At 60.3% G+C, this 24,519-nt stretch carries 20 protein-coding genes and 1 riboswitch; of the genes, 16 read left to right on the top strand and 4 right to left on the bottom strand.

Translation table 11 applies throughout. The annotated features are described in order from the left end of the window. The first annotated feature begins 97 nt into the window (after positions 1-97). On the top strand, positions 98-442 hold the full coding sequence (locus Q4D83_RS01585; RefSeq protein WP_303172379.1) for an iron-sulfur cluster assembly accessory protein: 345 nt from the start codon (positions 98-100) through the stop codon (positions 440-442). A 60-nt stretch (positions 443-502) separates the two neighbouring features. On the opposite strand, the gene asnB is transcribed toward Q4D83_RS01585, so the two are convergent. Beyond that, entirely contained in the window at positions 503-2,425 is a 1,923-nt protein-coding gene (asnB, locus tag Q4D83_RS01580) for an asparagine synthase (glutamine-hydrolyzing) (protein WP_303172378.1), read from the bottom strand. 554 nt (positions 2,426-2,979) lie between these two features. Between asnB and Q4D83_RS01575 the strand changes: the two genes are divergently transcribed. The 13 genes from Q4D83_RS01575 (at position 2,980) to Q4D83_RS01515 (ending at position 17,775) form a co-directional block, all read left to right on the top strand. Continuing rightward, positions 2,980-4,125, top strand: a complete 1,146-nt coding sequence (locus Q4D83_RS01575) for a cytochrome c oxidase subunit II (RefSeq protein ID WP_303172376.1) — start codon at positions 2,980-2,982, stop codon at positions 4,123-4,125. A gap of 19 nt (positions 4,126-4,144) precedes the next feature. Next, positions 4,145-4,576, top strand: coding sequence for a cytochrome c oxidase subunit 4 (locus Q4D83_RS01570; RefSeq protein WP_303172374.1), 432 nt, complete (start codon positions 4,145-4,147; stop codon positions 4,574-4,576). A gap of 661 nt (positions 4,577-5,237) precedes the next feature. Then, entirely contained in the window at positions 5,238-5,852 is a 615-nt protein-coding gene (locus Q4D83_RS01565) for a heme-copper oxidase subunit III (RefSeq protein WP_303172372.1), read from the top strand. Positions 5,853-5,948: 96 nt separating this feature from the next. Further along, positions 5,949-6,839 carry a c-type cytochrome gene (locus tag Q4D83_RS01560; RefSeq protein WP_303172371.1) on the top strand — a complete coding sequence of 297 codons (891 nt, stop codon included), beginning with the start codon at positions 5,949-5,951 and terminating at the stop codon, positions 6,837-6,839. Beyond that, a complete protein-coding gene (locus tag Q4D83_RS01555) occupies positions 6,836-8,050 on the top strand; it encodes a ubiquinol-cytochrome c reductase iron-sulfur subunit (RefSeq protein WP_303172370.1) in 1,215 nt (404 codons plus the stop codon). The genes Q4D83_RS01560 and Q4D83_RS01555 overlap by 4 nt, the downstream gene beginning before the upstream one ends. Continuing rightward, entirely contained in the window at positions 8,047-9,675 is a 1,629-nt protein-coding gene (locus tag Q4D83_RS01550) for a cytochrome bc complex cytochrome b subunit (RefSeq protein ID WP_303172368.1), read from the top strand. The genes Q4D83_RS01555 and Q4D83_RS01550 overlap by 4 nt, the downstream gene beginning before the upstream one ends. Positions 9,676-10,503: 828 nt before the next feature. Continuing rightward, positions 10,504-10,703, top strand: a riboswitch (cyclic di-AMP (ydaO/yuaA leader). Between the two features lie 13 nt (positions 10,704-10,716). Next, positions 10,717-11,328 carry a C40 family peptidase gene (locus Q4D83_RS01545; protein ID WP_303172864.1) on the top strand — a complete coding sequence of 204 codons (612 nt, stop codon included), beginning with the start codon at positions 10,717-10,719 and terminating at the stop codon, positions 11,326-11,328. A 229-nt stretch (positions 11,329-11,557) separates the two neighbouring features. Then, positions 11,558-12,589, top strand: a complete 1,032-nt coding sequence (locus tag Q4D83_RS01540) for an NlpC/P60 family protein (RefSeq protein ID WP_368502171.1) — start codon at positions 11,558-11,560, stop codon at positions 12,587-12,589. A gap of 1 nt (position 12,590) precedes the next feature. Beyond that, positions 12,591-13,709 carry a glycosyltransferase family 4 protein gene (locus Q4D83_RS01535; protein WP_303172366.1) on the top strand — a complete coding sequence of 373 codons (1,119 nt, stop codon included), beginning with the start codon at positions 12,591-12,593 and terminating at the stop codon, positions 13,707-13,709. 74 nt (positions 13,710-13,783) lie between these two features. After that, positions 13,784-14,743, top strand: a complete 960-nt coding sequence (locus Q4D83_RS01530; RefSeq protein WP_303172364.1) for an ROK family protein — start codon at positions 13,784-13,786, stop codon at positions 14,741-14,743. A 46-nt stretch (positions 14,744-14,789) separates the two neighbouring features. After that, positions 14,790-15,530, top strand: a complete 741-nt coding sequence (locus Q4D83_RS01525; RefSeq protein ID WP_303172362.1) for a 1-acyl-sn-glycerol-3-phosphate acyltransferase — start codon at positions 14,790-14,792, stop codon at positions 15,528-15,530. Positions 15,531-15,660: 130 nt separating this feature from the next. Further along, positions 15,661-16,851 (top strand): acyltransferase family protein, encoded by a 1,191-nt coding sequence (locus Q4D83_RS01520; protein WP_303172361.1) that lies wholly within the window; start codon positions 15,661-15,663, stop codon positions 16,849-16,851. Between the two features lie 336 nt (positions 16,852-17,187). Continuing rightward, on the top strand, positions 17,188-17,775 hold the full coding sequence (locus tag Q4D83_RS01515; RefSeq protein WP_303172360.1) for a lipoprotein LpqH: 588 nt from the start codon (positions 17,188-17,190) through the stop codon (positions 17,773-17,775). Here Q4D83_RS01515 and Q4D83_RS01510 read toward each other — a convergent pair. Continuing rightward, complete coding sequence (locus Q4D83_RS01510; protein WP_303172359.1) at positions 17,759-19,012, bottom strand: glycosyltransferase 87 family protein; 1,254 nt, start codon at positions 19,010-19,012, stop codon at positions 17,759-17,761. The two genes, Q4D83_RS01515 and Q4D83_RS01510, sit on opposite strands and share 17 nt — an antisense overlap. A gap of 84 nt (positions 19,013-19,096) precedes the next feature. Between Q4D83_RS01510 and Q4D83_RS01505 the strand changes: the two genes are divergently transcribed. Continuing rightward, positions 19,097-19,612 carry a polyadenylate-specific 3'-exoribonuclease AS gene (locus tag Q4D83_RS01505; protein ID WP_303172357.1) on the top strand — a complete coding sequence of 172 codons (516 nt, stop codon included), beginning with the start codon at positions 19,097-19,099 and terminating at the stop codon, positions 19,610-19,612. A gap of 85 nt (positions 19,613-19,697) precedes the next feature. Continuing rightward, on the top strand, positions 19,698-21,086 hold the full coding sequence (locus Q4D83_RS01500) for a class II 3-deoxy-7-phosphoheptulonate synthase (protein WP_303172356.1): 1,389 nt from the start codon (positions 19,698-19,700) through the stop codon (positions 21,084-21,086). On the opposite strand, the gene Q4D83_RS01495 is transcribed toward Q4D83_RS01500, so the two are convergent. Next, positions 21,045-22,160, bottom strand: a complete 1,116-nt coding sequence (locus Q4D83_RS01495) for a glycosyltransferase 87 family protein (RefSeq protein ID WP_303172355.1) — start codon at positions 22,158-22,160, stop codon at positions 21,045-21,047. The two genes, Q4D83_RS01500 and Q4D83_RS01495, sit on opposite strands and share 42 nt — an antisense overlap. After that, positions 22,129-24,471: a PASTA domain-containing protein gene (locus Q4D83_RS01490; RefSeq protein ID WP_303172353.1), complete on the bottom strand. Its 2,343-nt coding sequence runs from the start codon at positions 24,469-24,471 to the stop codon at positions 22,129-22,131. Before Q4D83_RS01490 ends, Q4D83_RS01495 begins: the two co-directional genes overlap by 32 nt. Positions 24,472-24,519 lie beyond the last annotated feature (48 nt).

The raw sequence follows: 24,519 nt of genomic DNA, 5'->3' as shown, positions 1-24,519 counted from the left end.
GGTGTGCGACGAGCAGCTTGGGCGGGTGTGCGATGAGCAGCTAATGCTAGTACCCTAGGGGGCCGGCATAGAATTACACACAAGGAGACTTCAATCCATGACTGCCCCCGAAACCAACACTGGTGTCATCCTTACTGACGCGGCCGCCGCAAAGGCCAAGGCTCTCCTTGACCAAGAAGGCCGCGACGACCTTGCGCTGCGCATCGCCGTGCAGCCCGGTGGGTGCGCCGGCCTGCGCTACCAACTGTATTTCGACGATCGCCAGCTCGACGGCGACAAAGTAGATTCCATTGGTGGCGTGCGCTTGGTGGTAGACAAAATGAGCGCGCCTTACCTGCTCGGTGCCCGCATTGATTTCGCGGACACCATCGAATCCCAAGGCTTTACCATCGACAACCCCAACGCCAGCGGATCCTGCGCCTGCGGCGACTCCTTCAATTAGACCCCGCGGGCCGAAGGCGGGTTCCCGCTGCTTCGGCCCGTCGGATGGTCCGGGGGAGCATTAGAGGTGGACGGGGTAGTCCCGTTCCTCGATGTCGGGCTCGATGAGGTGCTCGACGAAAATACCGTGCCATACCATGAAGGCGAGGACGGTCCAGAGGCGGCGCGAGTGATCCGACACGCCGTCGCGGTGCTCTTTGAGCATGGCGAGGACGGCCTGCTTGTCAATGATGTGGCCGGCCTGCGACGCATTGATCGTGTCTTGGGCCCAGCCGTACAACTCGTCGCCGGCTAACCAGTGTCGCATCGGCACCGGGAAGCCCAACTTGCGGCGGTTGAGCACATGGGCCGGAACAATCTGCTCCATTGCGCGGCGGAGCGCGTACTTGGTCGTGCCTTGCGCGATTTTGAGATCGTAAGGAATCGTTTCGGCGACAGCGAACACCTCGCGGTCCAGGAATGGAACACGCAGCTCAAGAGAATTGGCCATGGTGATCTTGTCGGCCTTGACCAGGATGTCGCCGCGCATCCATGTGAATAGGTCGAGGTGTTGCATGCGGGCAACCGGATCCATGTGGCGGGACTGCGCGTAAATAGGGGCGGTAACGTCCTTGTGATCCCATTCCGGGCGGGCGTCGGGAAGCACGCGCTTGAGCTGCGCCCAGTTAAAGGAGCGCGCGTTGCCGTAGTAGCGTTCCTCCATGCTCATCGAGCCGCGTTCCAGTAACGACTTACCTTTCATGCCATCGGGGAGGACGCGGCTCAAGTGGTGCATGCCCTTCCGCAACGGGGAGGGAACCTTTTCAAACGGCGCCAACGACAACGGCTCCTTATAGATGGTGTAGCCGCCGAACAACTCGTCAGCGCCCTCGCCGGAAAGTACAACCTTGACGTGCTTGCGGGCCTCTGCGGCCACAAAGTACAAGGGGACCAAGGAGGGATCCGCAACTGGATCGTCCAGGTACCACATAATCTTCGGGATGGCGTTGGCGTACTCCTCGGGGGAGACCACCTTGACGATGTGCTCGGCGTCGATAGCGGCGGCGGATTCTGCGGCGACGTCAACCTCGGAGTAGCCTTCGCGTTCGAATCCGGTGGTGAAGGTAAGCAACTTTGGGTTGTGGCGCTTGGCCAAGGCCGCGATCGCAGTGGAGTCAATGCCGCCGGAAAGGAACGAGCCCACGGTCACGTCAGCGCGCATGTGCTTTTCGACGGAATCTTCGAGGGCGCGAGCGATCCGGTCGAAAAGATCCTGTTCCTTGTCCTTAGGTACGTGCTGGGCGGGGAACTGGGGTTTGAAGTAGCGTTCGGCGGTCAGGTCGCCGCCCGGCGCAACCGTGGCGTAGCATCCCGACTCCAGCCGACGGATGGCGCTGTGCAGCGATTCCGGCTCCGGCACATACTGAAGGTCGACGTAATGTTCGATGGCGCGGAAGTCGAGGTCGAGGGGCAAGTTGATGTCCGGAGCCATTTCCAAGATGGACTTTTTCTCCGAAGCGAACACTGTGCCTGCCGCGGTCGTCGCGTAATACAACGGCTTAATGCCAAAGGGGTCGCGGGCCAAAAACAGCTCGCGAGCGTGCGAATCCCAAATCGCGAACGCAAACATGCCGCGCAAATGCTTCACCACGTCCTTGCCCCAGTGATGGAAGCCCACGACGATTGGTTCGCCGTCGCCAGACGTATTGAAGGTGTAGCCGAGTGCTTGCAGCTCTTCCCGCAATTCCACGTAGTTGTAAATCTCGCCGTTAAACGTCATTGCGTAACGGTCGGGAGCGTCGGCGGGGCCCCATTGCAGCGGCTGGTGCGAATGCGCAATATCGATAATGGAAAGCCGGTTAAAACCAAACACCACATCAGCATCAGACCACGTGCCGTCCTCGTCCGGGCCACGGTGCCGCATGCACGGCAACGCGCGCTCAATAGCCGGGACAAAGTCAGCAGCATTCTGTTCACTGGTCAGCATGCCAAGGAGGCCGCACATACAACAATTCCTTTTAAAGAGACTTCAATAACCAACAACAAACAAGCGCGAAACCGGCGCGAAACCCGCCACGCATCAACACAGCTTAACCGCTAGCGGGTTTGTCACACCACAGTGGGATGCGGGGGTGCGGCGCTTCAGGCAAACGGGAAGCGGCAGACGTCACGCCGTGGTCTGTGCGAACGTGCTAGTGAATCGTGATCGTATTGGAACTAGTGAACAACCCTGATCGGGTGGGTAATCGTTGAGTGAGGTTGTTCCGAAAGTGGCCCGATGAGCTAAAAACACTGCTAAATGGCCCCTTGCCCCGCCCATTGGGGGGTACCCAAACGTTTGATACCGAATGTGAGTTGGATTACATACTGAGGGCGTATGTTCGGTTTGCGCGGCTTTCATGCAGTAGAATCCTCACTGTTTTATCAGGAACGCACCTAGCCTGCCCTTTTTCATGGGTGAATCGAAGTGGAAACCCGCCCTCTATGCGATAACCTCAATGTTTAGGAAAGGACGCGTTGCGTTCTGAAGCGATTGTGTGGACAGGAAGGCAGACACACGTGGAACAGCGAAACAAGCGTGGTTTTCGGCGAAAGGCCCTGCTTGCCGGTGTTATCGGTGCAGGCAGCTTGACGCTGACTGGCTGCGATGTCGCCGCACCAGGCGGCTCGTTAGGCCATTTCTTGCGCATGGGCTGGCCCGAAGGCATTACGCCGGAGGCTACTGCTATGGGCAACTTCTGGGTTTGGACCTGGGTTGCGGCATGGATCATCGGCATCATTATGTGGGGCTTGATGTTCTGGTCGCTCTTCGCCTATTCGGCGAAGAAGGCGGAGCGTGAAGGCAAGGATGAGTTCCCCCGCCAGACCGGGTACAACGTGCCGTTGGAACTTGTGCTGACGATCATTCCGATCATCATCGTCATGGGCTTGTTCTTCTTCACTGTGCAGACCCAGGACAAGGTCACCGCTTTGGACAAGGATCCGAAGGTCAAGGTTGACGTCACTGCATTCCAGTGGAACTGGAAGTTCGGTTATGCAAATGTTTCGTCGGAGCTTTCACCGACGGGCTCGGACTATGTGGGCACGGACGCAGAGCGCCAGAAGGCTGCTGAAGCTTCGTCCGAATTCTCGGACACCACTCGCGGCGCTGAAGGCACCGCTTCCCACGGGGAAGGCGGGCACGCTGCTGCGGCTGGACCGATTCACGGCAAGTCCACCTCCGATGTTTCCTTCTTGCACTTCAACAAGATCGAAACCGTAGGTACCACGGACGAGGTTCCGGTGCTGGTGCTGCCGTCGCAGACTGCGATCGAGTTCGACCTTGCTGCGGCTGACGTGGTGCACTCCTTCTGGGTGCCGGAGTTCCTGTTCAAGCGCGACGCGTTCCCGCACCCGGAGGCGAACAAGTCGCAGCGCGTGTTCCAGATTGAAAAGATCGAGAAGGAGGGTGCGTTCGTGGGGCGCTGCGCCGAAATGTGCGGCACCTACCACGCAATGATGAACTTCGAGGTGCGTGTGGTTTCCCCGGAGAAGTTCAAGGAGTACATGGACTTCCGGATGAAGAACCCAGACGCGCAGAACTCTGAGGCGCTGGAGGCCATTGGTGAGAAGCCGTACGCTACCTCCACCAGCCCCTTCTTGCCCGGCCGTACCGACACCCGCGGTGCCAACGAAAACACCGTGAACCTCAACGAGGGCTTTTAAAGGAGGAGTGACGTAAACAATGAAGTCATCTGCAAAGATCTTCTACGGTTTGACCGCGTTCTTGGGCGTGATGGCCGTGCTGTACATCCTGGCAACCAAGCAGATCGCCGACTCCGGCAGCATCCAAGGCCTAGAGTGGGCTGGCGCTACCGGTTTGGTGTTGGCCACCGGCCTGACGTTGATGCTCGGCGGGTATTTCCACTTCACCGAACGCCGCATGGATATCCTGCCGCACGACTGGGAAGAAGCGGAGATTGAGGACGGCGCTGGCATGCTGGGCTTCTTCAGCCCGAGTTCCATTTGGCCGTTCGTGATGTCCATGGCCATTTTGGTGATGGGGTTTGCGATCGCCTTTATGTCCTATTGGTTGTTGCTTCTCGGTGCTGTCATTCTGATTTGGTCGGGCACGATGCTCAATCTGCAATACGGTTTGCCGAAGGAAAAGCACTAAACTCCTGTCTGCTATTACGTGGTGCTGCCTGACTAGCTACCTGTAACGCAATTTGAGAAACCCTGCGGAATACATCCGCAGGGTTTTTTGGCGATTAATTGGCGTGACACACTTTTTGTCAAATCGTTAAATTTGGAACAAATCGGCCGGGCGTGTGAGCTCTTCGATAGCAAGGTTGAGCCCTTGGCGGCCAAGGGGGAGGCGCGGCGCGGAGCTATTCGGAGCGCCTCGTTGCGCGGTCGTCGTTTCGCGCTTCTTGCCTTGTGAGGGCACATGTGGGGGCGGTTACTCGGCAAACTTTTCCGTCGGTTGCGTTTCCGCAGGCCGTAGGGGGTCAACCGAAAGTTGTAGCGGACGAAAAGTTCCCTCCAAGATTTGTGATATACATCTCACCTGTCGCCTGAGGAATTGCGGCCCTCGAATCAGGGGAATGTTTTAGGCTTTAATGGCGAAAACATCAAGCGGCCCACCAGCGCCGCACCATGGGGGGTTGACCAGCGTAAACGGTGCGTCGGATGCGCTAGGAAAAAGTTCCCGCCCGTTAGAAAATTTTTGGAAATTCTTAGTGGGCAAGGAAAATCGCCTGCATAAGCGAATTTCCCGCACGGAAATTCGGGGGCATGAGGTGACTTAACTCTAAGAAAGCGTCATACTAGTTAACGTGACGAGCGCAGTTGGAAATACAGATACGGCGGCAACGCAGCGTGTTGCGGCACTGAACCGACCCAATATGGTCAGTGTCGGCACGATTGTGTTTTTGTCGCAGGAATTGATGTTCTTCGCTGGCCTGTTCGCAATGTACTTCGTGTCACGTGCGAATGGTCAGGGAGAGTCGTGGGACGCAGGTACAGGCCACCTGAATGTTCCGTACGCCTTCGCGATTACGGCGATTCTGGTTTCATCGTCGTTTACCGCGCAGTGGGGCGTTTTCGCCGCAGAACGAGGTGACGTCTTCGCACTTCGTCGCTGGTATGCACTTTCTACCGTTATGGGTCTCGTGTTCCTCGTGGGTCAAGCGTGGGAGTACTTCCAGTTGGTGCAGCACGGCCTGACCATCCAGAACAGCATCTACGGGTCGGTTTTCTACATCACCACCGGCTTCCACGCTGCTCACGTTCTGGCTGGTGTTCTTGGTTTCGTGGTGGTTTTGTTGCGCGTGGCCAAGTCGAAGTTCACCCCGGCCCAAGCAACCGCAGCGATGGTGGTGTCGTACTACTGGCACTTCGTCGACGTGGTTTGGATCGGTTTGTTTATCACCATTTACTTCATTCAGTAGGCCGTAGCAGCCGACGGACCTCGGACTCACCGAAACGATGAGATCCAAGGGCTCGGCCTATAGCCCTTCACTTTCCGAACACGAGTTATAAGGGAAATGATGGATACCAACCTCCAGAAACCCGATATGGCCGCCGCTGCGGTCAGATCGGCGAAGAAGGTCAAGAGCCGCCGTAAGGTGCGCCGGACCGTCGCCGGTGCAGTGGCATTGACTATCGGTCTTACCAGTGCTGGCCTTCTGGCTGACGCGTTGACGCCTGACGCCCAGGTGGCCACTGCGAACTCCGATACCCAGGCGCTGATTCAAGAAGGCAAAGACCTTTACGACGTCGCGTGCATCACCTGCCACGGCGTGAACCTGCAGGGCGTTAAGGGCCGCGGCCCGTCCCTGATTGGTGTCGGTGAAGGTGCAGTGTACTTCCAGGTCCACTCTGGTCGTATGCCGATGCTTCGCAACGAAGCCCAAGCTGCACGTAAAACCCCGCGCTACTCCGAGCACCAGACGCTCGCGCTTGCCGCGTACGTCAACGCCAACGGTGGTGGCCCGGGCATTGTGAAAAACGAAGACGGCTCCATTGCCATGGAATCGCTTCGTGGTCAGAACTATAACGGCAACATCGACCCTGCCGACGTTGCCCGCGGCGCTGACCTGTTCCGTTTGAACTGTGCATCCTGCCACAACTTCACCGGCCGTGGTGGTGCACTGTCCTCCGGTAAGTACGCCCCCTACCTAGACCCTGCAAACGAGCAGGAGATCTACCAGGCTATGCTCACCGGCCCCCAGAACATGCCGAAGTTCTCTGACCGTCAGCTGTCCGCTGACGAAAAGAAGGACATCATCGCCTACATCAAGTCCGCCAAGGAAACCCCGAATCCGGGTGGCTACGGGCTTGGCGGTATCGGCCCCGTCACTGAGGGCTTGTTGATGTGGCTCGTCGGCATTTCCGTGCTGGTTGCCGCTGCATTGTGGATTGGATCTCGCTCATGAGTAACAACGAAATGAAGAAGTACACGTCTCAAGAGCTCAACGCCATGAGCAACGAAGAGCTGGCCCGCCTGGGTACCGAGCTCGATGAAGTGACGGTCGCGTACCGTAAAGAACGCTTCCCAATCCCGAACGATCCAGCCGAGAAGCGCGCGGAGCGCAGCGTTGTGCTTTGCTTCCTGCTGGGCATTGTGTTCGCCGTGGCTTTCCTCGGCGTGTACTTGTTCTGGCCGTGGGAGTACAAGGGCCTCGGCGAAGAAGGCCTGTGGTTCTACACCCTCTACACTCCGCTGCTCGGCATCACGATGGGCTTGTCCATCCTGTGCATGGGCTTTGGTGCGGTGCTGTATGTGAAGAAGTTCATCCCCGAGGAAATCTCGGTGCAGACCCGCCACGATGGCCCCTCCGAGGAAGTTGACCAGCGCACCCTGGTGGCATTGCTCAACGATTCTTGGGAAACCTCCACGTTGGGTCGCCGCGGCCTGCTCAAGGGCCTCATGGGCACCGGTGCCGTGCTGGCTGGCTTGGCCATCATCGCCCCGTTGGGCGGCATGGTGAAAAACCCGTGGCGTCCGAAGGCTGGCGGTGTTGACGTGCAGGGTGACGGCACCTTGTGGACCACCGGCTGGACTCTCACCGAGGAAGGCACCAAGGTGTACTTGGGCCGTGATACCGGTGCGATCGCCGAGGAGCACAATGGCCACTACACCACCCAGGGCGTGACCCGCCTGGTGCGTATGCGCCCCGAGGATCTCGCCGCTGGCGGCATGGAAACTGTGTTCCCGCTGCCGGAGGAAGACGTCAACGACGGCGATCTCTACGATCCGACTCGCGAGGTGTACGAGATGCACATGCACTCGATTCACGGTTCGCGTAACTCCGTGATGCTGATTCGTCTCCGTCACGAGGATGCGAAGCGCGCTGTTGAGCGTGCTGGCCAGGAAGACTTCCACTACGGTGACTACTACGCGTATTCGAAGATTTGTACCCACATCGGTTGCCCGACCTCGCTGTACGAGGCTCAGACGAACCGCATCCTGTGCCCGTGTCACCAGTCGCAGTTCGATGCCCTGCACTACGGCAAGCCCCTGTTCGGGCCCGCCGCCCGTGCACTTCCTCAGCTGCCTATTACTGTTGATGACGAGGGTTACTTCGTCGCAGCCGGCAACTTCATCGAGCCTGTCGGCCCGGCTTTCTGGGAGCGTAAGTCATGAGCAATAACAAACTAGCCCAAATGGGCACCAATATGGACTCGCGGTACACCATGTCCGCGATGGTTCGCCAACAGATCAACAAGGTCTTCCCGACCCACTGGTCGTTCCTGCTGGGCGAAATCGCACTGTACAGCTTTATTGTGCTGCTGTTGTCCGGCATTTACCTCACGCTGTTTTTCGACCCTTCCATCACGAAGGTCATTTATGACGGCGCTTACGGCCCCCTGCGCGGCGTAGAAATGTCCCGTGCATATGAGACGGCGCTGAACCTCTCCTTCGAAGTTCGCGGCGGCTTGTTTATCCGCCAGCTGCACCACTGGGCGGCGCTGATGTTTGCGGTGTCGATCATGGTGCACATGATGCGCATCTTCTTCACCGGCGCCTTCCGTCGCCCGCGTGAGGCGAACTGGATCATCGGCTGCGTGCTCTTGCTGCTCTCCGTTGCTGAAGGCTTCATGGGCTACTCCCTGCCCGACGACCTGCTCTCCGGCGTGGGCCTGCGCATCATGTCCGCGATCGTCATTTCCCTGCCGGTCATTGGCACCTGGCTGCACTGGCTGATCTTCGGCGGCGACTTCCCGTCCGAAATCATGCTCGATCGTTTCTACATCGCCCACGTGCTGCTGATCCCGGGTATTCTGCTCGCATTGATCGCCGCTCACCTGGCGCTGGTGTGGTACCAGAAGCACACGCAATTCCCCGGCCCCGGCCGCACGGAAAACAACGTGGTTGGCGTGCGCATTCTGCCGGTGTTTGCCGTGAAGTCCGTCGCGTTCGGTCTGATCACCTTCGGCCTGCTCGCGCTGATGGCCGGCGCCACCCAGATCAACGCGATTTGGAACCTCGGCCCGTATAACCCGGCACAGGTTTCCGCTGGTTCGCAGCCCGACATTTACATGCTGTGGACGGACGGTGCCGCTCGTGTGATGCCTGCGTGGGAGCTGTATTTTGGCAACTACACCATTCCCGCGGTGTTCTGGGTTGCGATTATGCTCGGCGTGCTTGTGGGCCTGCTGTTTGCGTACCCATTCATCGAAGCGAAGATGACGGGTGACGACGCCCACCACAACCTGTTGCAGCGTCCGCGCGACGTCCCTGTGCGTACTTCCCTCGGCGTAATGGCGCTGGTGTTCTACGCGCTGCTGACCATCTCTGGTGGTAACGACCTCGTTGCTTACCACTTCCAGATCTCGCTGAACGCGATGACCTGGATTGGCCGCATCGGTTTGATCGTGCTGCCCGCGCTGGCGTACTTTGTCACCTACCGCATTTGCATCGGCCTCCAGCGTTCCGACCGCGAGGTTCTGGAACACGGTATCGAAACCGGTGTGATCAACCAGCTCCCGAACGGTGCCTTTATCGAAGTGCACCAGCCGCTGGGTCCGGTCGACGACCACGGCCACCCGATCCCGCTGGAATACGCTGGCGCCCCCGTGCCAAAGCAGATGAACCAGCTTGGTTTCGCCGGTGCCCCCGGTCGCGGCTCCTACTTCAAGCCGGACAATGCTGATATCGCCGCCAAGGCAGCCGATATCGAGCATCGTAACCACGCGGAAGAAGTGGAAATGTTCGAAGAACTGCAGGCTGCAAACCGTGCCAAAGATGAGGCAGACGGCCGCGCCTAGCTAGTATCTCCAACGCGCTCTACAGCCCGCCCCACGGACCAAACCCGTGGGGCGGGCTATTTTGTGCATCGGATACTGTATCTGCGGTGACGGACGCGGATGAGCGCGTTTTAGGTGGGGCTATTTCGCCACGCTTGGCGGACGGTGTGGGGTGCGTGTGAGCTACCCCTGTGGGCACGGCGCCCCTGATGCATAGAGTGAAATTTTCCTAAGAGCATCCCTTATATATAAGGAGTGCGCGCTTAGATTGCGCGCTGGCCAGTATGGGCCTTGGGTTTCGGCAACGCGCCTCGGTGCTCATCTCGACGAACGTGTGGCGCGCGGCGTCGATAGGTGGTTTGTAGTTTCGCCCTTACGAAATGCTGTGGCGTAAGGTGTCACAGTTAATTGAGTTATTTATGTTACTGTTGTGAATTGCATGATGGGCACATTTTGCCGACTGGTATATCGCCGAATGGGGAGCTTTTGGTAGCGCGCAAGCGCGGTGTGAGCGAAGTCACAAAATTAATTTGTAACAAGCAATCGGGTGTCGCGCCACGCATTGGTAGCTGAATTGCTTTAGGCTCGGTATCCGTAACGGTATCGAGAATGAATTCGCAGCGTACAACCTATTTCTGTGTCGCAGATGTGGTGTACGCTCAGTGGCAGTAATTCTCGTTGCTGGGTTGCGGTAGGCGCGGCGCAGGATTTGATAACGGGACGGTAACGAACACGGGAAGTGGGCGATTTACTTGCGAACGTTGGACAAACCAAACCCCCTTTCGTAACCTAAATGAGACATTGCGAACCGGGAGAGATCAGACGGGTCTCGAAGGGTAAGCGACGGATAACCGAACAATGCCTAATCGCATTTGCTTTAAAGCCTCCGGCAAGTGGAGGTGGTGAATGTGAGCCGGGGAACCAAACACCTTTTCTGGGGTGAGTTCCGTGTAAGAGCGTTTCCGCAATTCGGAGACGTGGAGCCGGATAGGGAGCCTTCCGCTTCCGAACCCGTCAGCTAACCCGGTCGGCCAACAAAGGAAGAATTTGGAGTTTTCTATCGTGGGTAAGCACAGCCGCCGTAACTCGAACACTGTTCGCAACGCAGCAACCGCCTCCGCTGTCGCCGTCGGCGCCACCGTAGCCTTCGCGGGACCTGCACAGGCTGCAGACGTTGTCATCCCGAACACCGGAATCACCTTCAATGTCCCAGGTATTGAGAACATCCCTGGCGTTCAAAACGTTCCCGGCGCCCAGGACTGGGTGCCCGCGCTGGACGGCCAGTCCGCACCCCCCGCAGGCTTTGCTCTGCCGGGTCTGCCCGCCGCGAACAACGGCCAGGCGATCGTGGACGCCGCAGCCTCCAAGATTGGCGCTCCGTACGTATGGGGTGCCGCGGGCCCGAACGCTTTCGACTGCTCCGGCCTGACCTCGTGGGCCTACCAGCAGGTGGGTAAGCAGATTCCGCGCACCTCCTACGATCAGGCCGCGAGCGGCCACCAGGTCTCCTATGACCAGCTGCAGCCCGGCGACATCGTTGCGTTCTACTCTGGCGCTTCGCACGTGGGCATCTACACCGGCCACGGCACCGTGATCCACGCCTCCACTGAAGGTGTTCCGCTTTCTGAGGTTCCCATGGATCAAATGCCGTTCCACTCCGCTGTTCGCTACTAAGAGCGACTAGCGTTTCCCGCATCCCGCAGCGACGTTGCTCCTGCGGGTTTTTGCATTTCTCACAACATTCACATTGTTCACTTTTGTTTCAGATTTCTTGTAGGTTATTTTCACTTGTGTTACGCAGCGTTTATAGTCGTAGTGTTGCCGCTTCGGCTCCGTAGTACATGTGCCAAATGTGGAAAGTTGGTTTGAGATTTCCGTGTCTGACTCTCAGTTGCGCCGAGTTATTACGTCCACACTGTTGGTTGGCGCCACTGTGTTCGGCGTCGCTGTAGCGCCGATTGCCGGTGCGCCGCTCGCGCCCGTGGCGGCCGCGGACCCGGCAGAGGTGGATCGACTCATCGAAGACTTAGATAAGGTTTCGCACGAAATTGAGGCGAAGAATGAGTCTGTGAAGCAGCTGGAGTTGGATATTGAGGCCAAGCAGCAGGAAATCGATGGGATTCGGGAGCAGGTCCGCGTCACTTCCGGGGAGGCTGAGTCCGCCCGCGCCGCGGTGGATGCGAACCAGGTTGAGGTGAATCGGCTGGCGCTGTCGAAGTACCGCGGGGCCAACATTGACCCCGTGACGAGCGTTATTTCGGCGCAGAATCCGCAGAGCGCGATTGACCGCACCGCCTATATGACGTCGCTGACCCGCCACCAGGAGCAGGTGCTGGAGGGGCTGTTGGCGGCGGCTGACGCGGCTGCCGCATCGCACGATCGTGCGGCCCGGGCGGAGGCGCAGGCGGAGTTCCAGGCGGGCCAGCTGGCGGTGGAGCGGGGTCGCGCCGAGCAGGAACGCAAGGATTTGGATGATCGCACGGCGGATATTCGGCGCCGCGTGGAGGCTTTGAGCCCCGCGGACCGGGAACGCTGGAATTCTAAGAACGGTCCGGTGGAGCATTCGCTGTTGGGTATTCAGGGTTCGAACCCTTCCGGCATGAGTGCGCTGGAAGCCGCCATGACGAAGGTGGGTTCCCCGTATGGTTGGGGTGCGATTGGCCCAGACGCGTTTGACTGTTCCGGTTTGATTTATTGGGCGTACCAGCAGCAGGGGAAGACCGTCCCGCGCACGTCTCAGGCGCAGATGGCTGGGGGTACGCCAGTGAGCCGGGAGGAACTGCAGCCGGGCGACGTGATTGGCTATTACCCAGGCGCCACGCATGTGGGAATCTACGCCGGGAATGGGATGCTGTTGCACGCGTCTGATTACGGTATTCCGGTGCAGGTGGTGCCCATGGATTCAATGCCGTTCTACGGTGCGCGCCGTTACTAGTGTGGCTACTACGCTGCTGGTGACCAACGATTTCCCGCCGACCGTAGGCGGGATTCAATCGTATGTGCGTGATTTTGCGGCGCAATTGCCGCCACAGGATTTGGTGGTGTTTGCGTCGACCCAGGATGCCGACGCCGCCCGTGATTACGATGCGCAGTTGCCGTACCGGGTGGTGCGGTGGCCGCACGCGGTGATGCTGCCAACGCCCGCGACGTCGAGACGCATGTGTGAACTCATCGCCGAACATAATGTTGAAACCGTGTGGTTCGGGGCGGCCGCGCCGCTGGGGCTGCTGGGGGCGGCGGCGAAGCGTGCGGGGGCGCGGCGCGTAGTGGCGAGTACACACGGGCACGAGGTGGGGTGGGCGATGCTGCCGGGGGCACGCCAGGCGTTGCGGCGTATTGGCAATTCCGCTGATGCGGTGACCTATATTTCGGACTACACGCGCCGCCGTATTGAAACCGCGTTCGGGGATGTGGAATGGGTGCATTTGCCCTCCGGCGTGGACGCAAACGTGTTTCAACCGACGCTGCGCCGAGCGGAGATTCGAAAGCAGTGGGGGGTGGCGCCGGAGCAGCCCATGGTGTGTTGCATCTCCCGGTTGGTGCCGCGCAAGGGGCAGGACGCGCTGATTCGCTGTTGGCCCCGCGTGCTTGCGGAGGTTCCCGACGCCAAGCTCGTCATTGTTGGCGGCGGCCGCTATGAACGCGCGCTACGCCGCATGGCCGGTCCGAACGTATTGTTTACCGGCATGCTTGCCGACGCCGCCCGCACCGACCTCCTAGCATCCGCCGACGTGTTCGCCATGCCAGCGCGCACAAGATTCGGCGGGCTCGACGTGGAAGGCCTGGGCATCGTGTACTTGGAGGCGCAGGGGTGCGAAATCCCGGTCATTGCGGGGGATTCTGGGGGTGCGCCGGAGACCGTCACCGCAGACACCGGTGTGGTGGTGTCCGGCAGGGATTCGGCGGCGTTGGCCCGCGAAATTATCGCGTTGCTCCGCGACCCATCACGGCGCGCCGCCATGGGTCGGGCGGGGCGCGCCCATGTGCTGGATCTTTGGTCGTGGGAGCGGCTGGGGGAGCGGCTGCGCGAGGTGCTTGCCCCCGCGGCGGAATAATAGTTGTACGCGGCGTGTTTCATACGTGAATAGTCTTTTGCATTTTTGAGATGAGCGGCAGGTGAACATGCCCCATGGCCCGAGTGTGCACTCCGGTGACGGTTGGCTTTGATATTGGTGGCACCAACCTTCGCGGGGCGGTGGTGGACGCCTGCGGGACGGTACTCGATTTCGAACAAGTGCCCACACCAAGCAGTACCGATGCGCTCGAACGCGGCATCAAACACATTGTGGAAAAGCTGGCCACTCGCCACGATATCGCCGCGGTCGGTGTGGCGGTGGCCGCGTTCCTTGACCCTGATTGCACGACCGTGAGATTCGCACCGCACTTACCGTGGCGCGATACTCCGGTGCAACAGCGCTTGCAGCACCAATTGCAGTTGCCGGTACGTCTTGAACACGACGCAAACGCCGCCGCGTGGGGCGAATACCGGTTCGGCGCCGCCCGGAATGCAAATATTTGGGCGTTGTTTGCCATCGGGACCGGCATCGGCGGGGCGTTGATGATTGACGGCAAGCTGTATCGCGGCGCGTTTGGCACCGCACCTGAGTTTGGGCACCTGACGGTAGTGCCAGAGGGGCGGACCTGCCCGTGTGGCAAGCGCGGCTGCCTGGAACGATATTGCTCCGGTACGGCGCTGGTGGCAACCGCTCGCGAAATTATCGCCGGCGGTAAGTTCGACGATTCCCGGCTGAGCATTGATTATCATGCCCGCCCAGAGGCGTTGACGGGGCATGTGGTTATGGAAGCGGCGCGTCGCGGGGATGCCGCTGCGCTCGCGGCGGTGGATGATTTCGCCCACTGGTTGGGGGAGGGCTTGGCCATCGTGGCGGATATTTTGGATCCAGAGTTGATTGTGATTGGCGGCGGCGTTGCGTGCGAATCGGTGCTCTATTTGGATGCTGCCCGCAAACAGTACGGCCAGCGTATCGTGGGCTCGGGGCATCGGCCGTTGGCGCGACTGCGTACAGCGGAGCTAGGCAGTGACGCAGGTATGATTGGCGTAGCAGACTTGGCCCGCCAGCTAACGTGACTGCACCTGACCAAACTGCACGGCAGCTCAATGGAAGTGAAACACAATGCACAACAAGTGGTACTGGGCTTTTAAAAACATTCTTCTAGGGCCAGTTATCCGGGTGTATAACCGACCCGAAATCGACGGGCTCGAAAACATACCCGAAACCGGACCCGCTATTTTGGCGTCCAACCATCAGTCTGTGATGGATTCGTTTTACTTGCCGTTGCTGTGCCCGCGCCAGATCACCTTCCTGGCCAAGCAGGAGTACTTCACCGGGACCACCTTGGTGGGCAAGTTCCAGAAGTGGTTTTTCACCAGCGTGGGGCAAGTGCCCATTGATCGTAGTTCTGCGGACGCCGCCCGCGCCGCGATCGAGTCCGGTATGAATGTGCTGCGCCGCGGCGATTTGCTGGGTATTTACCCCGAGGGGACGCGTTCCCCGGATGGCCGGATTTTCAAAGGCAAGACGGGCATGGCGCAGATGGCGCTTGGCGCGGGCGTGAACGTGGTGCCGGTGGCCATGATTGGTAGCCGGGAGGCGAACCCGATTGGTTCGTGGATTCTGCGTCCCGCCAAGGTGCGGATTCGCGTCGGCGCGCCTATCGACGCCCTGGCGTACGTAACGTCGCAGGGCCTCGACCCGGAATCCTACGAGGCGGCTCGCGCCCTCACGGATCATGTGGTGGCCACGTTGGCTGAACTGTCGGGCCAGACCTATGTTGACGCGTATGCGGCGGATGTGAAGGCGTCGTTGGCGGCTGGTGATGGATATCCGGAGGGCACGGCCCCAAGCCATCATTAACCCCCAGGTGGGGGGACGTGTGCGCTGCCGTCAACGCTGCTGGGGCTACCAAACTTATTCACCGTCCAGTAAGGTTGTTCAAGGCCCAAACTTCACTTGGGCTTCCTGTGTGCCCAAGGAGAGGTAAGGCGTGAGCGGTCAAGCGGCCACCCCTATAACTTCCACTTCGCGCAAGGCGGAACGCCTTGCGTGGCCTGATGCTGCCCGCGGGTTGTCCATCCTCGGTGTGATGTTGTTGCACGCGTGCTTGACGGTGCCCTACGGGATGGAAACGCTGCCCGCCCAATACAACGAATTGCTTGCGCCGTTGCGCCTGCCGCTGTTTTTTCTGGTCAGTGGGTTCTTTTCCACCAAGGTGCTGCACTCCACGCTTCGGGATTTGTGCACCCGGCGCTTGTGGTATTTCATCGTGCCGTACGTATGTTGGGTACCGGTGGAGCAGTGGCTGAAGGCCTCTGAGTTCGCGGCCTACCAGGACAAACCCATGCCCGATGGTTGGTTTTATTGGGAGGCTGTCACCGGCGGCAACAATACGTATTGGTTTTTGTACTGCCTGATTTTGTGCAACCTTGCATTGTGGGCGACGCGGAAGTTGCGCCCGTGGTTGGCGCTGTTGTTGTCGCTGAGCCCAGTGGTGTTGTTGGTGGCTACCGAGGAGTGGGATCCGATCGTGGCCAATGCGATCATGTTTATCCCAGTGTTTTTCATTGGTGCACATGGGCGCAGCCTGATCGCCTGGTTTGCGGAGCACACACTGTACCTGTGGGGGCTGGGCGTTGCGGCGCTGAGCTATGCTGCGGGCCACGTGCTCAACACGCTGTGGATGTTGCGGTTGGAATACCCGGTAGAGGGTTGGAACTTGCCCGGCGGGATCCTGTTGGACGCCAATGATATTGATATCTTGGTGCGTTTAACGGTTCGGTTGCTCATGCTGCCCGCGGCGATTGCGCTGGCGGTGGTGTTATCGCGGGTGCCAGTGATCAATTCCATCTTGGCGTTTTTCGGCCGCCACACCCTCGTGCTGTATCTGGGGCATCCGTTGGCCCTGACGGTGTTGTTTAACTTCCAGTACCGCTACGAGGACATTGCTTTTGCTGAGGACACCGGCAACCTGTGGGATTCGCCCACCACGTGGATTGGTGTGTGTTTGGTGTTTGCCTTGATTGGCGGAATGGTGTTTGAGGCGTTGCGTCAATTGCCGGTGGCGAAGTGGAGCGTGGTGCCGCCGACGCTGGCCGGCGTGCGGTGGTTCCAGCCGCGCCGCACACGGTTCGCTGAATTGGTGGCTCCCGGCCGCACTGTTGACCACCAACAACGCTGAGAACCGTGCAAGAATCCGTTCCATAGATCCCCCAAGAAGGGGGTGTTAAAATTTGGGGTTTTTCCGGGGTTGGTGCACGCCAGGGGAGATGGGTTTGGCACTGCCTATCTGGTTGTCGCGCCGTTGCGTGGGGGCGTGGATAACGGGGAAACTCCAACGTGTTTGCTCTTTGAAAATAGCCTTAGAGCATGCCTTGGGGGTGGGCGATCCGTGTAGGGTGTGGGGCAGTGCGCGGTTACGAAACTGCACGTGTGCATTCGTAACGAGCACTGCCACGCGGCGTCGGTAATTTGTTCGATTTCAACCTACACCCCTTGCTCGAAGGAGTGACTCCCCATGAAACCAGTCCGATTTGCTGTACTACTGTCCGCGGCCACGCTCGCGTTGGCGGCGTGTAACACAGGCGGAGACACCAATGCGTCCATGTCGTCCGCCACGAGTGCCGCCGGCAGTGCTGCTTCTGAGGCGGCGTCTGGCGCGTCGTCGGCAATGTCCTCGGCTACGTCTGCGATGGCGCAACCCGGTGACAGTGAAGTCACCGTGGAGGTTGATGGTTCCCCGCTGGCCGGGAACTTCATGAACATCACCTGTACGCCCGGTGACTCCAACGATGATGAAACCGATGCGGATGATATGAACGAAGGCCCAGAGCTCAACATTGAGTCGCAAAAGGGTGAACCGCACGAGCTGGACATCGACATTAACAATCCGGATGATAACCCCGTGCTGGACAACCTGGATATCGTGGTCGATCAAACCCGCCTAGAAACCGAGGACCAGCAAGAAATGGGTGCAACCGTCACCCGTGACGGCAACAAGTGGATGGTGGAAACCGACGCCTTCCACACGGAAGGCCCCGAGGCGCCGGAGTCCAACCAGGGCAAGGTTGTCAAGGTGAAGGTGAATGTTACCTGTCCCGCGTAGGGGACGGCGGTGCTGATTGGGGGCGGCGTCGATAATTGGCGGCGATGACCCCCAGCACCACGGCGAACGAGAGCAGGACGTAGGAGCTGCCCACCAGTTGTTGGGCGAGGTTCCACGCCTGCTCTACGTCGTGGTCGCGGGGCAACATCCAATGCGGGGGGAACAAACCTGCGGTTGCGAGCAGGACGAATGCGACGCCAGCGAGCACATGGCGGCGCATGGCCACGCCCAGCAGAATGAGCGCCGGCACGATCCACACCCAGTGGTGCGACCACGATACCGGCGAACACAACAGCGCAACGAGAGAGTTGAGGGTGACGGCAACCACCGGCTGCGAACGGTACATCGACCAGGCGATCAGGGCGAGGATGGCAACGACGCCGAATTTCCACAAGCTTTCGGCGGTGTGTTCACCAAACAGGCGGAACAAGAGCCCCCGCAGCGACTGGTTACCGGCGTACCCCAACCCGCCGATGCGTGATGGGTCGCTCAACGTGTGAAACCAATACTGGCTGGAGTTGCTGGGGCTGACCAGCCACGCGATCGCCGTAAAACCGATTCCCGACGCCGCGCACACCCCGGCAGATTTCCAATCCCGCCGCAGCAGAAAATACAGGCCAAAGACGGCGGGCGTGAGCTTAATGGCGGCGGCGAAACCGATCCACACCCCGCGCGGCAACCAAGGCTCTTTGGTAAGCGTGTCCACCAGGACGAGCGCCATAAGGAAAATATTGACCTGCACGAAATCGAGGGTCTCGGTAATCGGTTCCAGCAACAGTGCGCCCGGCAAGAGCAAGAGGGCAACAAGACGGCTGGGCAGGCTCGGCGCGGCGTGGCGCAACACGATGGCGATGCACCACCACAGTGTCACCACTGAGGCAAGGTCAAACAGCACCGCCCCCGCAGAAAGGGGGAGGGCAGCCAAGGGGGCGAACAAAATGGCGGACAGCGGCGGGTAGGTAAACGGTAGGGTGATCCCACCCACTGCGTAGTCCTGGGTGTAGAGGTTTTCGCCCCGCAGGAATGCCTTTCCCCCTTCGCGATAGACATCAATATCGATGTGGTAACGCCAAAAATCCGCGCTACCAACTGCATCGAAATCCACTACCCGAAGCGAAAACGCGTACAGGGCCAGCAAGAGCGCGCTGGCGACGATCGCTGGGTGCCCCAACACTCGGGTGATGAGTTCGCGGTGGTCCCCGAATTCGGAGCGCTGTTCGCTTGTCAGTGTGTTCACGCCTAGAAAGTGTAATGCCGATACCCAGAAACGACTATGCTGAGTGCGGCATTGTTAGCACGAAAAAGCACAGGAACTCGCAGTATGCGCTTCTTTTATGACACAGAATTTATTGAAGACGGCACCACGATCGACCTTATTTCTATCGGCATTGTTGGTGAAGACGGCCGAGAATATTACGCCGTATCCAACGCGTTTGATCCCGAGAAGGCGAACCCGTGGGTGCGGGAGCACGTACTTAATCAGCTGCCTGAGCCGCGGGACAAGGCGTGGCGTAGCCCGCGGACCATCCGTGAGGAAGTGTTAGCCTTTTTGCTTGATGCCCCGGGTGATCCGGAATTATGGGCGTGGGTCGGCGCTTACGACCACGTGGTGCTTGCCCAATTGTGGGGCGATATGGTGGCGCTGCCTCGGAAAATCCCCCGGTTTACGCGGGAGCTTAAGCAGTATTGGGAGCTTGCCGGTAGGCCGCGGTTGCCCCGGTTGCCCTCGAATAACCACGACGCGTTGGTGGATGCGCGGCACAATTTAGCCAAGTTTAAGGTGTGCTATCGGGCGTTGCCGTTGACGCCCAGCAATGTTGCCATTACGCGCAAGTAGCGGCTGTCGTGGGCTTTCCCACCATATGAAATGGCCACGTCTCACAGTTTAGGAATGATGTGATGCGCGTGGTTAAATGGTGTGCGTGAGTTGGACTGTAGATATTCCCGTGGCTGAGCTCCCCGATCTGCCCCCGTTGCCGGGTGGCATTCAGGAGCGCTTCGATGACGTTATTTCGCGCCCCGCACACCAGCAACCCAGCTGGGATCAGCAGCAGGCGAATACCGTCCGCAAGATTTTGGAGTCGGTGCCGCCAATCGTTGTGGCCCCCGAGATTCGTGCGTTGCGCAAGCAGCTCGCCGAGGTAGCGTTAGGCCGTGCGTTTTTGTTGCAGGGCGGTGACTGTGCGGAAACCTTCGAGTCCAACACGGAACCGCACATCCGCGCAAACATTAAAACGTTGTTGCAGATGGCGGTGGTGCTTACCTATGGCGCCTCCACCCCGGTGGTCAAGATGGCCCGCATCGCCGGCCAGTATGCGAAACCACGTTCGCAGGATTTGGATGAGCACGGGTTGCCGAACTACCGCGGCGATATTGTCAACGCCGTGGAGGCTACCGCAGAGTCCCGCCGGCACGATCCGGCGCGCATGATCCGCGCCTACGCAAACTCTTCCGCGGCGATGAACTTGGTGCGCGCCCTGACCACATCGGGGACCGCGGACCTGCACCGATTGAATGAGTGGAACCGGGAGTTTGTGGCGAAGTCTCGCGCCGGCGCTCGTTATGAGGCGTTGGCGCAGGAGATCGAGCGCGGCATGGCGTTCATGCAGGCCTGCGGCGTGGCGGACCACAACCTGCGGCACGCTGATATTTTCTGCTCGCATGAGGCGCTGCTGGTGGATTACGAGCGCGCCATGCTGCGCCTCGCGGATGATGATGAAGGCAACACCGAGCTCTACAACCTCTCGGCGCACCAGGTGTGGGTCGGCGAGCGCACCCGCGGCATGGAGGATTTCCACGTGAATTTCGCGGCGCTGATCGCCAACCCGATCGGGTTGAAGATCGGCCCGAGCGTGACCCCAGAGGAGGCGGTGGAGTACGCCAACCGCCTCGACCCGAATTTCGAGCCGGGCCGCCTGACGCTGGTGGCGCGCATGGGGCACGATAAGGTGCGCAGCGTGCTGCCGGGCATTGTGCAGGCCGTGGAGGAATCCGGACACAAGGTGATTTGGCAGTGCGACCCCATGCACGGAAACACCACCACCGCATCCAACGGCTACAAGACCCGACACTTTGACAAGGTGATCGATGAGGTGCAGGGCTTTTTCGAGGTGCACCGCCAGCTGGGCACCCACCCGGGCGGCATTCACATCGAATTGACCGGCGAGGATGTGACGGAGTGCCTCGGCGGCGCCGAGGACATCACCGACCTTGACCTGCCCGGCCGGTACGAATCCGCGTGCGATCCGCGGTTGAACACCCAACAGTCCCTAGAGTTGGCCTTCCTGGTGGCGGAAATGCTGCGCAACTAGGCCGCGGCGCCACAGTGCGATCATGCCTCCCGCCCCCACGAACACATAGTGGGCGGCGAGGAGGCTTTCAATTTGCGACCACTCGCCAAACGGTAACCATTTGTGGAACTGGCCCACCGTCATCGCGGCCACCGCCCAGCAGGGCCACCACCTGCACCCGAGCCGCCAGGTGAGCGCCACTGCGGGCACCAACCACACCCAGTGGTGGGACCAACTGACGGGGGAGGCGAGCACGCCGAACAGGGCTACGGCGAGGAAAGCCGCGGCGTCGATACGCGTCCGCCAGGCGAACACACAGACGACGCAGCCGAGGGCGGCAACAACCCACGGCCAGTACGTCTCCAAACCCGCCCGCGTCAGCACCGCCATCAACGACACGTTCGTTGCGTGCCCGAGCTCGCCAATGCGGTGTGTATTCCACAGCGCGGCAGTGAAATATTGCGTGGAATCCGCAGGCCGCATGGCCCACGCCAACGCCGTCGCGCCACCAAACGTGGCGGTAAGCGCGGCGGCGGCTCGGTAATCGCGGCGCGCCAAAAAATACACCACGAACACTGCGGGTGTGAGCTTGATGGCGGCAGCGATGCCCGTGAGCACACCGCGGGGCAGGCGGCGCGGACCCGCGAAATCCGCGAGCACCAGCGACATCAGCAGCAGGTTAATCTGCCCGAAGGAAATGGTGCTGGTCACGGGTTCGGCCAGCAGCGCTATTGCGGTGGCGGCGAGGATCAGGTGGCGCGGAAGCCGTCGCGGCAGCACCAAGCGCAACGATATCCACAGGCACGCCACGCTGGTTGCCGTCATCGCAACCTCCGCGGTGCGCTGCGGCAGCACCGCCAGCGGGAACAACACCAAGGCGCCGAATGGCGGGTAGGTAAACGGCAATTCCGCAACAGCCGTGGGGAAACCATGTTCGTATAGTCCGCCGGGGGAAGACCAGAACGCGCGTGCGCCCTGGCGGTAGACCTCCACATCCACCAAATACCGCCAGCCGGACCCGTTGACACTCACCGCCACCACGGCGGCAAGCAGCAACAACCAACTAAAACGCGGTGAGAGTAACCGTTGCACCATACTCAGCGAGCGCCTTGGGGGACGGGGATTGCGAAATCACACGGTCATTATCCTCGGCGTCCGACACACCCGAGACCTTAAACCCCTCCCGGGTCAGCGCCGACACCGCGTCCTTGACCGTGCGGCCCAGCACCACCGGCACCCGCACCTGGTGCGTGACGGTGAGATCCACCTCGGCGCTTTCCGGGTCGAGGAACCGCCCAGCCACCGGCACCGTGCCGGTCACCACCTTGGTGCCCTTATCACCGCCGGAGGAATCATCCGTGACAGAACGCACCGAAATACCCACCTCAGATAGCTTCTTGCGGGCCTCGGCTTCCGTCAAACCGGTCACGTCCGGCACCTCGATGGCGTTGGATAACACCAACTTCACTTCGGTATTGCGATCCACCTGGGCGTTGGCCTCCGGGGCGGTGGATACCACCTTGCCGCGGCCGATCTCAGCGTCGTACGTTTCCTCAATGCCGGAAACCTTCAACCCCGCACCCTCCAACGTTTGAATCGCCTCCTGGCGGGATTTGCCGCGCACATCCGGCACGTGCACGGGTGCTGGCCCCTTACTTAATGCCACGGTCACGGTGGTACCTGTAGGCACCGTGGTACCAATCCCGGGATCCGTGCTCACCACCCCGCCTTTTGGGACCTCATCCGAATACGCGTCCTCCCCTTGGCTCCACACCAACGTGCGCTCCTCGAGCAATTTGCGGTACTCGCTGGCATTGTAGGATTCCGGTAAACCCGGCACACTTGGCTGGCCCAAGGAAACCAGCAAGGCAACATTGCCGCCGCGGCTGGCAAGCTCGCCGGTTTTCGGGTTCGTATCCGCGATGAGCCCGGGGCTGATTTCGTCGGAATACACGTCCTCGGCTACCGGCGTGAACCCCGCCTCTTTCAACGCCGTTTCTGCGGCGGTGCGCTCCATGCCGATGACCGGCGGGATTTCCCCGTAGCGGCCGGAACCCAGCCACCAACCGCCCACAACTACCGCGGCGGTGACGATGCCGATCACGATCAACCAGATGCCCAACTTCACCTTGGAGCGGTTATCCACCGGCGTTGGGGTAGGCTTCGCCGGCTGCTGCGGTGCTTGCTGGGCCGGTAGGTTCTGGGGCGGGGCCGGCTGCGCCGACGGCACCGGAACCTGTGCGGTCTGGTGCGGGCTTTCCGGCACCACCGGGATTTCCCCCGTGGAATGGGTGTTGGGTCGCCCCCGCTCGTAGGCGGTGGTGGCGTTGAGCGGCGGCGGCACCGTGCCGGGGAACGTACCCGGCAGCGGGCCCGGGATGGGACTGGGCACCACCTCGGTTTCCGCCTCCTCTCCCGTGACAGCGGGAATCACGGTGGTGGCCGCGTTTTCCAGGGAGTTACCCACCCCGGCCGCAACCATCGCTGAGGTGAGCAGGTCCGTCGGCGGGGAAGCCTTTGCGTTCGCCCGGTGCGCGGCGGAATTATGGGGGATAGGTACCTCAAAATCGGGCAGGTTCAGCGCTTTGACCGTCTGCTCCATTGCCGCCAAGAATTCTCCGGCGTCCGCGAACCGTTCCTCCGGGTTGCGGGCGGTGGCGCGGGCCAGCAGGGCGTCGAACTCGGCCGGGATGCTGGGCACCTTGGACGATGGCGGCGGTACGTCCTCGTTCAAACGCTGGTACGCGTGCGCTACTGGAGTGTCTCCAGAAAACGGGGTGCGGCCGGTAAGAAGTTCAAACAGGAGCAACCCGGCGGAGTACACGTCGCTTTGCGGGCCGGTGTCGCCGCCGGTGACTTGTTCGGGCGACAGGTAGGACACGGTGCCCACAATCTGATCCGTGGAGTGCCGTGAGGCGGCGCCCGCGCGCACCAGGCCGAAATCGGCGAGTTTCACTTGATGGTTGCCGTTGATGAGGACATTGTCAGGCTTGATGTCTCGGTGCACCATGCCAGCCTCATGGGCTACTGAAAGGCCGGTAAGAACACTGCGCATCACCGCGGCCGCCGCGTGAGGTTGCATCGGGCCCTGCTCGTCGAGGAGTTCGCGCAAGGTGCCGCCGGTGATTAATTCCATGATCAGGTACACGTGCTCGCCATCGCTGCTGGCGTCGTATACATTTACTAGGCAAGGGTGGGAAAGCATCGCCATGGTGCGGGCTTCCCGGCGGAATCGGGTCCGAAACACTGGATCGTCGATAAAACGTTCGTCCATGACTTTGGCGGCGACACTGCGTCCCAACCGGAGGTCAATACACCGATACACAGTAGACATACCACCCCGCGCGATGGGGGTTTCAATACGATAACGTCCCTCAAGGACGTCGCCAGCGTGCAATCCTGCCATGCGCACCATCTTGCCCGATTCCGCTTGCTGAATGCTAGCTAGGTGATG

Origin of the sequence: Corynebacterium sp., assembly GCF_030532715.1 — a bacterium.
Classification (GTDB): Bacteria; Actinomycetota; Actinomycetes; order Mycobacteriales; family Mycobacteriaceae; genus Corynebacterium.
The sequence above is the reverse complement of the archived record's forward strand: the minus strand, read 5'-3'. Positions and strand labels throughout refer to the sequence as shown.